At 72.0% G+C, this 14212-nt stretch carries 15 protein-coding genes; 6 read left to right on the forward strand and 9 right to left on the reverse strand.

The window, feature by feature from the left end; genetic code table 11:
- The first annotated feature begins 21 nt into the window (after positions 1-21).
- The gene (locus IEZ05_RS05945; RefSeq protein ID WP_189228937.1) at positions 22-3231 is read left to right on the forward strand and encodes a tetratricopeptide repeat protein; all 3210 of its coding nucleotides are present in this window, start codon (positions 22-24) and stop codon (positions 3229-3231) included.
- Positions 3232-3301: 70 nt separating this feature from the next.
- Here IEZ05_RS05945 and IEZ05_RS05950 read toward each other — a convergent pair whose 3' ends face one another.
- The gene (locus tag IEZ05_RS05950; RefSeq protein ID WP_189228938.1) at positions 3302-3562 is read right to left on the reverse strand and encodes a hypothetical protein; all 261 of its coding nucleotides are present in this window, start codon (positions 3560-3562) and stop codon (positions 3302-3304) included.
- Complete coding sequence (gene mca / locus IEZ05_RS05955; protein WP_189228939.1) at positions 3555-4436, reverse strand: mycothiol conjugate amidase Mca; 882 nt, start codon at positions 4434-4436, stop codon at positions 3555-3557. Before mca ends, IEZ05_RS05950 begins: the two co-directional genes overlap by 8 nt.
- A 215-nt stretch (positions 4437-4651) precedes the next feature.
- On the opposite strand from mca, the gene IEZ05_RS05960 reads away from it, so the two are divergent.
- A complete protein-coding gene (locus IEZ05_RS05960) occupies positions 4652-5050 on the forward strand; it encodes a DUF4307 domain-containing protein (RefSeq protein WP_189228940.1) in 399 nt (132 codons plus the stop codon).
- 167 nt (positions 5051-5217) lie between these two features.
- Positions 5218-5715 (forward strand): transcription elongation factor GreA, encoded by a 498-nt coding sequence (gene greA / locus IEZ05_RS05965; protein ID WP_161167970.1) that lies wholly within the window; start codon positions 5218-5220, stop codon positions 5713-5715.
- A gap of 62 nt (positions 5716-5777) precedes the next feature.
- Here greA and IEZ05_RS05970 read toward each other — a convergent pair whose 3' ends face one another.
- The 6 genes from IEZ05_RS05970 to ilvA form a co-directional block, all read right to left on the reverse strand.
- Entirely contained in the window at positions 5778-6269 is a 492-nt protein-coding gene (locus IEZ05_RS05970; protein WP_189228941.1) for a hypothetical protein, read from the reverse strand.
- Between the two features lie 4 nt (positions 6270-6273).
- Entirely contained in the window at positions 6274-7413 is a 1140-nt protein-coding gene (locus tag IEZ05_RS05975) for a hypothetical protein (protein WP_189228942.1), read from the reverse strand.
- Positions 7413-7976, reverse strand: a complete 564-nt coding sequence (locus tag IEZ05_RS05980; protein ID WP_189228943.1) for a hypothetical protein — start codon at positions 7974-7976, stop codon at positions 7413-7415. The genes IEZ05_RS05975 and IEZ05_RS05980 overlap by 1 nt, the downstream gene beginning before the upstream one ends.
- Before the next feature lie 125 nt (positions 7977-8101).
- Positions 8102-8899: an ABC transporter permease gene (locus tag IEZ05_RS05985; protein ID WP_229869596.1), complete on the reverse strand. Its 798-nt coding sequence runs from the start codon at positions 8897-8899 to the stop codon at positions 8102-8104.
- 5 nt (positions 8900-8904) lie between these two features.
- Positions 8905-9933 (reverse strand): ATP-binding cassette domain-containing protein, encoded by a 1029-nt coding sequence (locus tag IEZ05_RS05990; RefSeq protein ID WP_229869580.1) that lies wholly within the window; start codon positions 9931-9933, stop codon positions 8905-8907.
- 210 nt (positions 9934-10143) lie between these two features.
- Positions 10144-11373 carry a threonine ammonia-lyase gene (gene ilvA, locus IEZ05_RS05995; protein ID WP_189228945.1) on the reverse strand — a complete coding sequence of 410 codons (1230 nt, stop codon included), beginning with the start codon at positions 11371-11373 and terminating at the stop codon, positions 10144-10146.
- 168 nt (positions 11374-11541) lie between these two features.
- Here ilvA and IEZ05_RS06000 point away from each other — a divergent pair, with 168 nt between their 5' ends.
- From IEZ05_RS06000 to IEZ05_RS06010, 3 genes are all read left to right on the forward strand, one after another.
- Positions 11542-12039 (forward strand): MarR family winged helix-turn-helix transcriptional regulator, encoded by a 498-nt coding sequence (locus IEZ05_RS06000; RefSeq protein ID WP_189228946.1) that lies wholly within the window; start codon positions 11542-11544, stop codon positions 12037-12039.
- Positions 12040-12206: 167 nt separating this feature from the next.
- Entirely contained in the window at positions 12207-12707 is a 501-nt protein-coding gene (locus IEZ05_RS06005; RefSeq protein ID WP_189228947.1) for a sigma factor-like helix-turn-helix DNA-binding protein, read from the forward strand.
- 46 nt (positions 12708-12753) lie between these two features.
- Entirely contained in the window at positions 12754-13011 is a 258-nt protein-coding gene (locus tag IEZ05_RS06010) for a hypothetical protein (protein ID WP_189228948.1), read from the forward strand.
- A gap of 10 nt (positions 13012-13021) precedes the next feature.
- On the opposite strand, the gene IEZ05_RS06015 is transcribed toward IEZ05_RS06010, so the two are convergent.
- Positions 13022-14176 carry a cystathionine gamma-synthase gene (locus IEZ05_RS06015; RefSeq protein ID WP_189228949.1) on the reverse strand — a complete coding sequence of 385 codons (1155 nt, stop codon included), beginning with the start codon at positions 14174-14176 and terminating at the stop codon, positions 13022-13024.
- Positions 14177-14212: the final 36 nt, after the last annotated feature.

Consider the following 14212-nt stretch of genomic DNA (forward strand, 5'->3'; position numbering starts at 1 on the left):
GCCGCCGGAGGGGGACGGGACATGCGGGACAGTCATCGGGTGGAGGCCGAGCGGCTGCTGACGCGGGCCGTGGAGGAGGAGGTGCGGCGCTCGGGCGGGCGCACGGACGGGAACGTGCTGCTGTCGCGGGCCCGCGGGGCCCTGGACGCGATGGCGGAGACGGCCGCCGAGGAGTACGAGGCCTACACCCACGCGCTGGACGAGGCGTCGGCCGGACAGCTCACCTTCCGGCAGCGCTACGCCCAGGAGGGCGGCGGCACTCCCCTGCTGGTGGCCGCCGTGGCGGCGGTCTCCGCGGTCGTCGCCGACGTGGCGCTCGGCACCGGCACGGGCACGGCGGTCGGCGCGGGCGTCGCCGTGGGCGTCGTCGGCGCGGCGGCGGCCGTGGTCAAGGTGGCCGGCTCCCACGTGCCGGCCGCCCATCGCCGCGCCGGTGCGGCGAGCCAGCCGGGCGGGCCCGAGCAGCTGCGGCTCCAGTGGCTCACCGCGCTGGAGGTGCGCGGCATCCGGCCGTTCCTGGACCAGCAGCGGGTGCTCGCCGCGTCCACGGGGCCGAAGAAGGCCGGGCCGAAGCTGCGGGGCGCCGACAAGAGCGCTGCGGCCCGGGGGCGCAGTGTGCTGGAGCAGTCGTTCGCGCAGCTGCCGCAGCCCGAGGGCGCGTTCGCCGGGCGGCGCCAGGAGATGGCGCGGCTGCGGCAGTGGGTGCAGGCGGCCCGGGCGAGCACGGAGACGCAGCCGACGGTCGTGGTGCTGCACGGGGCGCCCGGCAGCGGCCGTACGACGCTCGCGGTGCGGGCCGCGCACGAGCTGCGGGACCACTTCCGCGGGGCGTGCGTGGTCGATCTGCGCGGGGACAGCGCCTCCTCGGGGGGCGAGTCGCCGCTGACCACCCGGGACGCCCTGCTGCATCTGCTGAACCGGCTCGGGGCGCCCCGCGAGCAGTTGCTGTTCCGGGAGCGGTCCTCGGCGGACCAGCAGGTCAAGCGGCTGAGCGAGCTGTACCACCAGCATCTGACGGGCGTGCCGGTCACCATCGTGCTGGACGACGCCTCGGACCCCGAGCAGGTGCGCGCGCTGGTGCCCGAACGGTCGGACAGCCTGGTGCTGGTCACCGCCCGGAAGGCGCTGGAGCTGCCGCCCGACCTGCCCGCGCGGGTGTTCCGGCTGCCGGTGGAGCCGCTGGACGCGGCCGGCGCGGAGGAGTTGCTCGGCGCCGCCGCCGAGGACGCGTCGGGGCCGTACGACGCCGATTCCGCCGAGCGGATCCGGCAGCTGTGCGGCGGGCTGCCGCTGGCGCTGCGCATCGCGGGCTCGTCGCTGGGCCCGCGCTCGCCTCGCCGGCTGGCCACGGACCTGGGCGCGTACGGTCCGGTGGAGCCTGTCGAGCGGGCGCTGTGGCTGCGCTACACCGACCAGTCGGAGCAGGCCCGGCGGCTGCTGCGGCGGCTGGCGCTGGCCGGGCGCACCTCGCTGGGCGCCGCCGCCGCGGCCGCGCTGCTGGCCACCGACGAGACACAGGCTGCGCGGCAGCTGGCGGCGCTGTCGGACGCGGGGCTGCTCGATCACGTCCGGGGCAGCCGCTACCGGCTGCACGACGTGGTGCGGGCCTTCGCCGGGGCCCGTCTCCTCGACGAGGAGGAGCCGGCGGAGATCGCCGCGGCGCAGGAACGGCTGATCGCGAACTACGCCGAGCTGGCCGACTCGGTGCTGCGCCTGGTGGACGGCAACATGTCGACCCGCTCGGACCGGTTCGGGCAGCACGGCTTCACGTCCCTGGACGAGGCGCTGCGCTGGCTGGACGACGAGTCGAGCTTCATCACGGCGGCGCTGCGGCACGCGGAGGGCGTCGACCAGGGCACGGTGCTGAACCTGCTGGGCGCGCTGTGCGACTACTGCCTGCTGCGGGGCGACCTGTACCGGCTGGGCGAGATCAGCGAGCTGGCGCAGTCCGTGGACCAGGGGCTGCTGGTGCGCTCCGTGCAGTGGCGTACCGGTATCGCGGCCCGGCAGCTCGGCGAGCTGGACAAGGCGCGCACCACGCTCACCTCCGTGGTCGACCTGTACATGGAGGCCCATCACGACGCGGGGGCGGCGCGTGCCCTGTGCTCGCTCGGGATCACGCTGCATCACCAGGGCAATCTGACCGAGGCGGCGGCGAAGCTGCGGGAGGCGCTGGACCTTCAGGCCTCCCCGGAGCTGGCCACGGACCGGGCGTGGACGCTGCACGCGCTGGCGGCCGTGCAGCGGGACCGGGCCCGGCTGGCGGAGGCCATGGACCTGCTCACCGAGTCCCTGGTCCTGCACCGCGCGGGCGAGTCGGTGCACGGCCAGGCGTGGGCCCACTTCCAGCTCGGCCAGCTGCGGCTGCGGATGGGCGACGTACCGCGGGCGGAGTCGGAGCTGCGGGCCGCCCTGGAGCTGTACGGCCGTACCCAGGACGCCCGCGGCGAGGCGTGGGCGCTGACCCAGCTGGCGCGGGCCCGGCTGATGGACGGCGACGCCTCCGAGGCGGCCGAGGAGCTGCGGCAGGCCGCGGCCCGGCACCGCGAGAACGAGGACGCGCGCGGCGAGGCGTGGAGCATCTACTACCTGGGGCAGGCCCTCGAGGAGACGGGCGCCCTGGACCGGGCGGTCCGTGAGCTGGAACGCTCCCGCACCATGTTCTCGCGGATGCGGGACGTGTACGGCCTGGCCTGTGCCCGGCACCATTCGGCGCGGGTGACCCGGGACCAGCGGGCCGCCCAGACGGGCTCGCTCAGGAATTCGGGCTTCGCCCGCCAGCTCCTCGTCGACGCGCGCGCCGACTTCCAGCGGATCGGTGTCGGCCACGGGGAGGCGTGGACGTGCCTGGAGCTGGCCGTGGTGGACGCCGGCAACGCCCGTACGCCGCAGGCGCTGGCCCTGTGCGACGAGGCGGCGGCGCTGTTCGCGGCGTACGGCGACCGGCGCGGTGAGGACTGGGCCCGCTTCCTGCGCTGCACGCTGCTGCCGTACGCCGCCCCCGGCGGGGTGGAGGTCGGTACGGCGGTGGCGCAGGAGGAGCTGGCCCAGCTGTCCCGCGCCCGGCATCCGGCACGCGACACGAAGCTGGACGACTACGTGGAGGCGTACCAGCTGCTGCTGGAGCGGGGGGTGCGGCTGGAGGCGGGCTGGCAGGCCTGGCGCCTCGGCATGATCCCGGACCGGCACGCGCGTGAGGTGATGGGCGTGGCGGTGACGGCGGGGCAGTGAACCCCGACGGTCACCGGGCCGGGCGGCACGACAGCCGCTCCGGCCCGGTGCGCGGACGTCCCGGGGCGGGTCAGCCCTGCTGCGGCTCGGCCCGGCCGGAGGTCTTGCCCGTCCCGCCGCCGGGGGCACCGGCCTCCGGGTCCGGGGACTCCTTGAAGTCGACCCTGCCCATGTGCCGGTTCATGGACTTCATCAGACCCCACACCGCCAGGGCCATCACCGCGAAGACGATGAAGCCGAGGACGCCGGGGGTGACCTTGTCCTCGTCGATCTCGGCGAGGGTGACGAGGTGCGTCATTGCCAGGCTTGCGCTTGCGCTCATGTCAGGCATTGTCCCGGATGCCCGCGAAGAGGTCGTCCTCGGGGAGGGAAGTGTCCACGAGGGACTTCGCGAGCTCGTACTCCTCGGTGGGCCAGACCTCCTTCTGGATCTCCATCGGCACCCGGAACCAGCCGCCGTCCGGGTCGATCTGCGTGGCGTGCGCGATCAGCGCCTTGTCACGGACCTCGAAGAAGTCGGCGCAGGGCACGTGCGTGGTGAGCGTGCGCTCCTTGCGCTCGAACTCCGACCAGCGCTTGAGCCAGTCCCCGTACGGCGACTCCAGGCCGCGCTCCAGCAGCGCGTTGTGCAGCGCCTCGGTGCGGGGGCGGTTGAAGCCCTGGTTGTAGTACACCTTCAGCGGCTGGTACGCCGGGCCGTACTCGCTCTCCGGGTACTTCTCGGTGTCGGCCGCGCCCTCGAAGGCCACCATCGTGATCTTGTGGGTCATGATGTGGTCGGGGTGCGGGTAACCGCCGTTCTCGTCGTAGGTGGTGATCACCTGCGGGCGGAAGGAGCGGATCTTGCGCACCAGCTCGCCGGCCGCCTTGTCGACGTCCTCCAGGGCGAAGCAGCCCTCCGGCAGCGGCGGCAGCGGGTCGCCCTCGGGCAGGCCGGAGTCGACGAAGCCGAGCCATTCCTGCTTGACGCCCAGGATCTCCCGGGCCTCGTCCATCTCCTTCTTGCGTACCTCGTGGATGTTCTCCTCGATGTACGCGTCGCCCTGCAGCTTGGGGTTGAGGATGGAGCCGCGCTCGCCGCCCGTGCAGGTCACCACCAGCACGTCCACCCCTTCGGACACGTACTTCGCCATGGTGGCCGCGCCCTTGCTCGACTCGTCGTCGGGGTGGGCGTGGACGGCCATCAGTCGCAGCTGGTCAGTCAAGACTCAATCCTCGGTCAGTCGGCGCCCTGTGTGCGGTGGCGCGATCCAATAGGTGCCGCCCCGTAGGGGCGTCGTCGTTCAGGGGCGGCGGTCGGGTGGCGGGCGGGAGGCTTCTATAGTGACCGAATCGGGGGGCGAATAATTCCGGGGTCCGGGAACAACACGCTTCGGGGCCCCTTTCGGGACATTCTCCCGCTCCTGCCGAGAGGACGATCATGAGCACGGCGACCACGAGAGCGCCCGAGGGCCGTTACGGCCGCTCCTCGGACGAACGGTCCGACCGCACCCTCAAGGTCGTCGGCGCCGCGCTCGGTGCCGTGCTGCTCGTGGTGATCGGCTGGTTCGGCTACCACTACGTCGGCCAGAACAAGATCAGCGCCGAGGTGATCAGCTTCGAGATCACCGACAAGGCGGTCCAGGTGCATCTGGAGGTCCGCAAGGACGCCGGGGCCGCCGGCTACTGCACGATGCGCTCCCAGGCCGAGAACGGCGAAGAGGTGGGCCGGGCCGACTTCCGTTTCGGCGGGGACGCCACGCGCATCGACAAGGTCGTCACGCTGCGCACGAAGGCCCGCGGCACCTCGGCCGAGCTGCTCGGCTGCCACGCGGAGTGACGCCCCGGGAATCCGTCGACGCTGACCTGCGTTGACGTGAATCTAGTGGCTTATGTCCTCCCCCTTTGCCCACTGAATTGTTAGGCTCGTGGTTTCGCCCTTCCGTGGAGGAACATCCTTCTGGGTAGGGCGTTGCTTTGTATTCCCAGTACCGACGAGGAGCACCTGTGACCCAGACCAGCGAGAACGTCACCTGGCTGACCCAGGAGGCGTACAACAAGCTCAAGGAGGAGCTTGCGTACCTTACTGGTCCCGCGCGCACCGAGATCTCTGCCAAGATCGCCGCGGCGCGCGAGGAGGGGGACCTGCGCGAGAACGGCGGGTACCACGCTGCCAAGGAGGAGCAGGGCAAGCAGGAGCTCCGCGTGCGCCAGCTGACCCAGCTCCTCGAGAGCGCGAAGGTGGGCGAGGCCCCCGCCGCGGACGGCGTGGTGGCGCCCGGCATGGTCGTCACGATCGCCTTCGACGGCGACGAGGACGACACGCTGACCTTCCTGCTCGCCTCGCGCGAGTACGCCAGCTCGGACATCGAGACCTATTCGCCGCAGTCCCCGCTGGGCTCCGGCGTCAACGGCCACAAGGTCGGCGAGGACGCGGAGTACGAGCTGCCGAACGGCAAGTCGGCCTCCGTGAAGATCCTCAAGGCCGAGCCCTACAACGGCTGATCCCTGTCCTTCGCGAGCCCCCGGCGTCCTCGTGACGCCGGGGGCTTCGTCGTCCCGGGGGCTCAGCCGCCCTGCCGCTCCAGCCGGAAGGCGGGGCAGGCGTCCGGGTCGTCGTCCGCGTAGAGGTGGGTGTGCCCGTCGCCCTCGGCGATCGACAGGGCGTCGAGGGTGTCCCCCTTCAGGAAGCGCTGCGGCGCGGTGAAGGAGAGGGACAGGCGTGCGAACTCGGTGGCCGAGGTGCCGCCCTGCACGACGGCCCACGTGCCGGTCCCGTCGAAGGTCTCGCCGAGTTCGCTCCGGTACCAGTCGCCGGTCGGCCAGTCGTGCACGGTGACCGTGCCGCTGCCCGGCTCGTCCTGCGAGGCCTTCAGGGTGAGCGTCACGCCCCCCGCGTCGCCCTCGCCCCGGTAGGTGCCGGCGAGCTGCCCGGAGGTCGCGCCGACCGCCTGCTCCCCCATGCAGGCCTCGACGGCGGTGGGCGCCGACGAACAGCCCGGCAGGCAGGTCAGCAGGGCCAGCACGGCGGCCGCCGCCGGCAGTCGTACTCGGGACACCGACTCACTTCTCCTTCGCCGGAATGCGCTCGGTCCAGACGACCTTCTGGTCCACGGACGAGAAGGCGCCCTCCTCGCGGTTGAACTTCTCCAGCCAGTCGTAGTAGCCGACGTAGTGCAGGAACGACTCGTTGCTGGTGTTGTTCTTCAGGGTGTACTCGACCACCAGGGAGCCGTCGGGGTCCTGGCCCTTGACCGTGTAGTTCAGGTTGTACGAGCCGGTGAACGCCTCGCCCAGATGGTCCTCGTCGCCGGTGACGATCGCCGGGATGTCCGTGGTGATGAGCTTCTTGAACGCGCCCAGCTTGCCGCTCTCCGAGATCGAGTACGCCACGCTGCCCTCCGGCTGACCGGTGGACCGCCACTGCTGCAGCGTGTCCAGCCGCAGCTGCTCCATGCTCTCGCTGGACCTGATCAGCTCGGTCATCTCGTCGCCGTGGTAGTAGTCGCGGTGCCGGGTGCCGCCGCCGGTCACCCAGTCCCAGCCCAGCGAGTACGGATCGTCCGAACTGAGCCCGGGGTAGGGGTCCTTGCCCTGGAGGGCGAGGTCCAGCGCGTTGTAGGCGTCCTCGCTGATCTTTTTCGTGGAGTCGATGTCGGTGAGCCCCGGTGCCTGGTTGAACCACTGGCCCAGGCCGATGTCGGCCATCAGACTGAAGGAGAGGTTGCGGTCGGCCGTGACCCCCCGCTTGAGGATCCGGGCGATCTCCCGGTCCGCCGCCTCGATGGTCTTCTTCTCCTCGTCGGTCAGCTCGACCTTGCAGACGTTGCCGATGACGTCCGGGGACAGCGTCCCGTCCTTGTTGATGTACAGGCCCTTCTCCTTGGCCTGCCGGGCGGCGTCCTTGAGGTCCTTCTGGGCGGACTTCAGCTCGCCCACGCCGTCCTCGACGACGCGTCGGGCCGCGTCCGCCACCTTGGTGGCGTTCTCCAGCTGGCGCTCGATGTCGTCGATCATCTTCCAGGCGTACGGGGCCGCCGCGCCTTCCCAGTACCCCTTGTCGCGCAGCGGTGTGAGCGCTTCGTCGTGCATGCGCTTGCCGAGGCCCTTGATGTCCCGGTGGATGCTCTCCCAGCGGTCCGCCAGGTCGTCCAGCGCCGTCAGGTCCACGGACAGCAGCGTGAGGTAGAACGTCTCCGCCATCAGTAGTCCTCCAGCGGCGAGCGGAGCCGCACCTGGCCGGCGGTCTGGCCCACGGCCAGGTCCGTCTTGGTGTAGGTGCCGTCGCTGAGGCGCAGGCTCTCGGCGATGTGCGCGAGCCATCCCGTGACCGTGCCGGCCTGCCGTTCCCACTGCCGGTGGGCAAGCCGGACCGCCCGCGCCGACTCCAGCCCCTCCAGAGCGCCCACCGCCTTCAGCGCGGGCTCCTCCAGGGACGCGGCGGGCTTGTAGAAGTGGTCGTAGATGTCGTCGATCTGGCCGGCGACCTTCTTGAGCACGCCTGGTGCGATCTTCAGGTCGACCGGCCGGCCGCCGGCGGGCGGCGGCGGGAGGAGGCCGGGGGTGGACGGTTGCAGCGGCGGCCGGTCCAGCGGGTCGGCGGTGCTGCTCGCGGGCGGCGCGGTGTAGTGGCCCTCCCAGCCGGGGAGGACCTTGTGCCGCTCGATCTCGTCCGGGGACAGCGGGAGCTTCGCCCCCTCCGGCTCCGGGAGCCGGTCGTCCCCCGTGGTCCTGCCGTCACTGCCCGCGTTCTTGCCTTCGCTCATGTGTGATCCCCCGTTCGATGTCACCCCTTCAGATAATCATGATGACGATCGGACGATCACATCGGTTTGACGCCGAAGGCCCGGAGCGCGGGCACTCCGGGCCTCGACCTGCACCGCCTGCGGCCTCAGCCGTCGGCCGAGCGGTACTTGCGCACCGCCAGTGTCCGGAAGACCGCGATGATCAGGACGGACCAGATCACCGAGGCCCAGACGGGGTGCTGCATGGGCCAGGCGTCGGACTGCACGACGCCCGGATTGCCGAACAGCTCCCGGCAGGCCTGCACCGTGGCGCTGAACGGGTTCCATTCGGCGATGTGCCGGAGCCAGGGGGTCATCTGGCTGGAGTCCACGAAGGCGTTCGACACGAACGTCACGGGGAACAGCCAGATGATCCCTCCCGAGGTCGCCGCCTCCGGGGTCCGCACGGACAGGCCGATCAGTGCTCCGATCCAGGTGAAGGCGTACCCGAGGAGAAGCAGCAGGCCGAAGCCGGCCAGGATCCGTCCGGCGTTGGTCGGCTCCGCGGAGCCCGTGCGCCACCCCACGATCAGCGCGACGATCGCGAGGACGAGCAGCGTGATCGCCGTCTGCACCAGGTCGGCTACCGTGCGGCCGGTCAGCACGGCGCCCCGGGCCATCGGCAGGGAGCGGAAGCGGTCGACCAGCCCCTTCTGCATGTCGTCGGCGATGCCGGCCGCCGATCCGGCGGTGGCGAAGGTGACGGTCTGCGCGAAGATGCCCGCCATCAGGAAGTCCTTGTACACGCCCGGGTCGGTGGTGTTCCCGATCTGCATCGAGCCGCCGAAGACGTACGTGAAGAGGATCACGAACATCACCGGCTGGATGACCCCGAACAGGACCATCTCGGGGATCCTGGTCATCCGGATCAGGTTTCTGCGGGCGATGACCAGGGAGTCGGCCATCATGCTCACTTGGTGACCTCCTTCTCCTGCGGGTGACCGGCGTCCTCCGGCCGGCGACCGGCCCCCTCCGCCGGGTCGTTCGCCTCGTCCTTCGCTTCTGCCGCATGGCCGGTGAGGGAGAGGAAGACGTCGTCGAGGGTGGGGCGGCGCAGGCCGATGTCGTCGATCTCGATCCCGCGGGTGTCGAGTTCGCGGATGACCTCGGCGAGCAGCTTGGCGCCGCCGGTCACGGGCACGGTGAGCTTGCGCATGTGCTCCTCGACGGTCGTCTCGCCCTTGCCGAAGCCGCGCAGCACCTCCGACGCGGTCCGGATGTGCTCGCGCTCGTGCACGACCAGTTCGACGCGCTCGCCGCCGGTGCGGGCCTTGAGCTGGTCGGAGGTGCCCTTGGCGATGACCCGGCCGCGGTCGACCACCGCGATCTCGTGCGCGAGGTGGTCGGCCTCCTCCAGGTACTGGGTGGTCAGCAGCAGGGTCGTGCCGCCGGAGACCAGCTGTTTGATGACCTCCCACAGCTGTTGGCGGTTGCGCGGGTCCAGCCCCGTGGTCGGCTCGTCCATGAACATCACGGGCGGCGAGACGACGAGGGCCGCCGCGAGGTCGAGCCGGCGGCGCATGCCTCCGGAGTAGGTCTTGGTGGGGCGGTCGGCGGCGTCCGCGAGGTGGAACTGCTCCAGCAGCTCGGTCGCCCGGCGCTTCGCCTCCTTGCCCCGCATCTGGTAGAGCTGGCCGACCATCTGCAGGTTCTCCCGGCCGGTCAGGTATTCGTCGACCGCGGCGAACTGGCCGGACAGGCCGATCGAGCGGCGTACGGCGTCGGGCTGCCTGAGCACGTCGAGGCCGGCGACGACGGCCTTGCCGCTGTCGGGCCGCAGCAGGGTGGTCAGGCAGCGGACGGTGGTGGTCTTGCCCGCGCCGTTCGGCCCGAGGAGGCCCAGGACCGTGCCCTCGGGGACCTCGAGGTCGACGCCGTCCAGAGCCCTTACGTCACCGAAGGTCTTCACCAGGCCTTCGGCATAGATGGCGCCTGGCATATGAGTCTCCACGTCGTCGGGGATTCTTCGGAAAGCCTAGGATCGTGCGATTTTTTCCGCTTCTTCTTTTGCCGGTTCCCCGGCGCTCCGCGCGGTGCCGCTCGCCCGTACCGCCGGACGCGGAGCAGCCCGGTGGCACACGCAACACACTAACGCGATGTATCGCGTCTCGCCAGACAGTTCCCCGAACGAGTGACCGAACGGGAGCCGTCAGCCGATGACCGGGTAGCCCGCGTCCTGCAACGCCCGGCCGACCTCGGCGCAGTGCTCCGGGCCCTTCGTCTCCAGGTGCAGCTCGACCTCCGCCTCCGTCAGCCCGAGGCGCGGGTCGGTGCGGACGTGGCTCACGTCCAGCACGTTCGCGTCGACCACCGACAACACCCCGAGCAGCGTGGCGAGGGCGCCCGGCCGGTCCGTCAGCCGCAGCCGGACCGCCAGGTAGCGGCCCTGCGCGGCCATGCCGTGCCGCAGCACGCCCTGCATCAGCACCGGGTCCACGTTGCCCCCGGACAACACGGCCACCACCGGGCCCTCGAAGGCGCCGGGATCGCTCATCAGCGCCGCCACCGGACTCGCCCCGGCCGGCTCCACGACCAGCTTGGCCCGCTCCAGGCACAGCAGCAGCGCGGTGGACAGCTCGTCCTCGGAAACCGTGCGGACCTCGTCCACCAGATCGCCGACGATCTCGAACGGCACGTCACCGGGCCGTCCCACCTTGATGCCGTCGGCCATCGTCACCGGGTTCTCGACGGCCACCGGGCGCCCCGCGGCCAGCGACGGCGGATACGCCGCCGCGCCCTCCGCCTGCACGCCCACGATCCGCACGTCCGGCCGGATCCCCTTCACCGCGACCGCCGTCCCGGCCACCAGCCCGCCTCCGCCGATGCCGACCACCACGGTCCGCACCTCGGGGCACTGCTCCAGGATCTCCAGCCCGACCGTCCCCTGACCGGCGATGACGTCGGGATGGTCGAAGGGGTGGATGAAGACCGCGCCCGTGCGCTCCGCGTACTCCTGCGCGGCGGCCAGCGTCTCGTCGACCACCTGGCCGTGCAGGCGGACCTCGGCGCCGTAGTCCCGGGTGGCGCTGATCTTCGGCAGCGGGGCGCCCTTGGGCATGAACACCGTCGACCGCACACCGAGCAGGGTCGACGCCAGGGCGACGCCCTGCGCGTGGTTGCCCGCGCTGGCCGCGACGACCCCGGCGGCCCGCTCCTCGGGCAGCAGCCCGGCGATCCTCACGTACGCGCCGCGCAGCTTGAACGAACCCGTCCGCTGGAGGTTCTCGCACTTGAGGTGCACCGGCGCCCCGACCAGCTGCGACAGGTACCTGCTGCCCTCCATCGCCGTCACCCGCGCCACACCCGAGAGCATCTTCTGGGCTCCGCGCACGTCGTCGAGGGTTACGGGTCGGACAGCGGCGGCGGTGCTGTAGCTCATGCCTTCAGCATCGCAGTTCACGGGCGCGGGCGACCGTTGTGACCAACCTCCGAGACCCGCTTTGCGCAGCGCCGGTACGTCTCGCCGCCCGGCCGCGTACCCTGTCCCCCAATTAGCAGCCCTCCACGAAGTGAGCCCCCGGCCATGCCCACAACACCTGAATTGTCGATGGACATGACGACCGCCGGTGACCCCGGTCTTCTCGAGACGCTCCAGCACGAGGTGGCGCTCTTCGCCCGCCGCGCGGAACAGACCCGGCTCGGCGGGGTCGGGCAGGTCCGCAACTCCATGGACCGCGCCGCCTACCTGCTCCTCAACCGCCTCGACAAAGAGGGCCCGATGGGGGTCAAGGCCCTCGCCGCGAGCATGGGGATCGACTCCTCGACGGTCACCCGTCAGGTGGCCCCGCTCGTCGACACCGGACTCGTCAAGCGGACGTCGCACCCCGAGGACGGCCGCGCGGTGGTGCTCCAGCTGTCCCCGCGCGGGGTGTCACGGCTGGACGAGGTGCGGTCCTCGCGGCGTCAGCTGATGGCCGAGCTGACGCACGACTGGGCGCCGGAGGAGCGCGAGGCGTTCTGCACGCTCCTGTCGCGCTTCAACAGCGCCCTGTCCGCCCGTACGGCCCCGCAGAGCGCGGGGGGACCTGAGTCGTCGGCCTCCTGACCCGCCGAGCCCCGGGTTTCCGGGGCTTTCCCGGGGCTTTCCCCGGCTCCCCCGGACGGACGGCCCCGCACTCTTGACCCGCGGGCCGACCCTGGCCTGATATGAGACCGGACCCCCGGTGCAGGCGCCCGGAGGTCACGGGTGTCGCCCACCAGGCGGGAGGCGCGGTGCGAGAACGGCATGCGGTCCGGGGCGCCCTGCGGACCCGGGAGTTCGAGGCGTTCGTCGCGGGCGCGGCGGGCCGGCTGCTGCACGCCGCCACCCTGCTCACCGCCGAGCCGCCGGACGACAACCCCGGCGCGCGGCGTCTGCTGGCGCTGTCCCTGGCCCACACGTACGCGTGCTGGGACGGGCTGCGCGGCGAGGACCCCTACGACCGCGCCCGCCAGTACCTGGCCACCCGGTTCGCCCGCGAGGCCTGGCACCGCCACGGCGGCGCCCTCGGCCTGACCCGGCGGCGCCCCGCGGGCGCGCTGGGCGGACTCACCCCGCAGGAGCGCCTGGTCCTGGTGCTCAGGCTGTACGAGGGGGTCGCCGAGGAGCAGGTGGCGGCCCTGCTGGCCCTGCCCGTGGAACGGGTGCGGACGGTCCACGACCGGGCGATGGCCGCCTTGCTGTATCCGCGGCCGGAGCCCGCCCGGCGGGTGGCGAAGGCGGCGGCGTCGTGACCGGCACGCGTGCGCGGGACACCGCGCGGGCCACCGGGGGGCGGCGGTGAACCGGCTCGAACGGGAGGCCACCGCGCGGCGCATCATGGAGCAGTCGCCGCCGCAGGTACCGCCCGAGCTGTACGCGGACGTCCTGCGCCGCGGGAGCCGGATGCTGCGGCGCAGGACGGCGGCCCGCCGCCTGATGTGGCTGGTGCTGTGCGCCGCGGCCGTGGCGTTCACGGTGTGGGCGCTGACCGTCCGGCCCTGGGTGGAGCCGCCGTCCGTGACGACCCCACCCGTGACGGGCTGGGAGGGCTGGTGAGCCCGGCGTCCTAGCCGAGCGCCTGCTTGAGGTCCTCCAGCAGGTCGTCGGCGTTCTCGATGCCGACCGAGAGGCGCACCAGGTCGGCGGGCACCTCCAGGGCCGAACCGGCCGCGGAGGCGTGCGTCATCCGGCCGGGGTGCTCGATCAGCGACTCGACGCCGCCCAGGGACTCGCCGAGCGTGAACACCTTCGCGCGGTTGCAGACCTCGACGGCCGCCTCCTCGCCGCCCTCGACGCGGAAGGAGACCATGCCGCCGAACGCCTTCATCTGCTTGGCGGCGATCTCGTGCCCGGGGTGGTCCGGCAGCCCCGGGTACAGCACGCTCGTCACGCGCGCGTGCCGGGTGAGCATCTCGGCGACCTTGCCGGCGTTCTCGCTGTGCCGGTCCATGCGGACCGCGAGCGTCTTGGTGCCGCGCAGCACCAGCCAGGAGTCGAAGGGTCCGGCGACGGCGCCCATCGCGTTCTGGTGGAACGCCAGCTCCTCGCCGAGCTCCTGGTCGTTCACGATCAGCGCGCCGCCGACGACGTCCGAGTGGCCGCCCATGTACTTGGTCAGGGAGTGCACGACGACGTCCGCCCCGAGCGCCAGCGGCTGCTGGAGGTAGGGCGTGGCGAAGGTGTTGTCGACGACGAGCCGGGCGCCGGCCTCCCGGGCGACCTGGGCGACGGCCGCGACGTCGGTGATGCCGAGCAGGGGGTTGGACGGCGTCTCCACCCACACCGCCTTGGTCTTCGGCGTGAGGGCGGCCCGCACGGCGGCGGGGTCGCCGCTGTCGGCCACCGACCACTCCACGCCCCACCGGGTGGCGACCTTGGCGAAGAGGCGGAAGGTGCCGCCGTAGGCGTCGTTGGGGATGACCACGTGGTCGCCGGGGCGCAGCAGCGTACGCAACAGGCAGTCCTCGGCCGCCAGTCCGGACGCGAACGCGAGGCCGCGACGGCCGCCCTCCAGGGCGGCGAGGTTCTCCTCCAGCGCCGTCCGGGTCGGGTTGGCGCTGCGGCTGTACTCGTAGCCGCCGCGCAGGCCGCCCACGCCGTCCTGCTTGTAGGTCGACACCTGGTAGATCGGCGGGACCACCGCTCCCGTCAGGGGATCGGCGGTGTTGCCCGCGTGAATCGCGAGCGTCTCGAAGTGCTGACTGATGTGCCTGTCGCTCATGGGCACCGAGAGTAGTGCCGCGAGCGGCTCCGCGCG

Origin of the sequence: Streptomyces flaveolus (genome assembly GCF_014648815.1) — a bacterium.
GTDB classification, from domain to species: Bacteria; Actinomycetota; Actinomycetes; order Streptomycetales; family Streptomycetaceae; genus Streptomyces; species Streptomyces flaveolus.

What these genes read in the sequence shown, in the direction of transcription:
- IEZ05_RS05945 (WP_189228937.1), top strand. Translation starts at nt 22, where the DNA reads ATGCGGGACAGTCATCGGGTGGAGGCCGAGCGGCTGCTGACGCGGGCC.
- IEZ05_RS05950 (WP_189228938.1), bottom strand. Translation starts at nt 3,562, where the DNA reads ATGCCTGACATGAGCGCAAGCGCAAGCCTGGCAATGACGCACCTCGTC.
- IEZ05_RS05960 (WP_189228940.1), top strand. Translation starts at nt 4,652, where the DNA reads ATGAGCACGGCGACCACGAGAGCGCCCGAGGGCCGTTACGGCCGCTCC.
- IEZ05_RS05975 (WP_189228942.1), bottom strand. Translation starts at nt 7,413, where the DNA reads ATGGCGGAGACGTTCTACCTCACGCTGCTGTCCGTGGACCTGACGGCG.
- IEZ05_RS05980 (WP_189228943.1), bottom strand. Translation starts at nt 7,976, where the DNA reads ATGAGCGAAGGCAAGAACGCGGGCAGTGACGGCAGGACCACGGGGGAC.
- IEZ05_RS05985 (WP_229869596.1), bottom strand. Translation starts at nt 8,899, where the DNA reads ATGGCCGACTCCCTGGTCATCGCCCGCAGAAACCTGATCCGGATGACC.
- IEZ05_RS05990 (WP_229869580.1), bottom strand. Translation starts at nt 9,933, where the DNA reads ATGCCAGGCGCCATCTATGCCGAAGGCCTGGTGAAGACCTTCGGTGAC.
- ilvA (WP_189228945.1), bottom strand. Translation starts at nt 11,373, where the DNA reads ATGAGCTACAGCACCGCCGCCGCTGTCCGACCCGTAACCCTCGACGAC.
- IEZ05_RS06000 (WP_189228946.1), top strand. Translation starts at nt 11,542, where the DNA reads ATGGACATGACGACCGCCGGTGACCCCGGTCTTCTCGAGACGCTCCAG.
- IEZ05_RS06015 (WP_189228949.1), bottom strand. Translation starts at nt 14,176, where the DNA reads ATGAGCGACAGGCACATCAGTCAGCACTTCGAGACGCTCGCGATTCAC.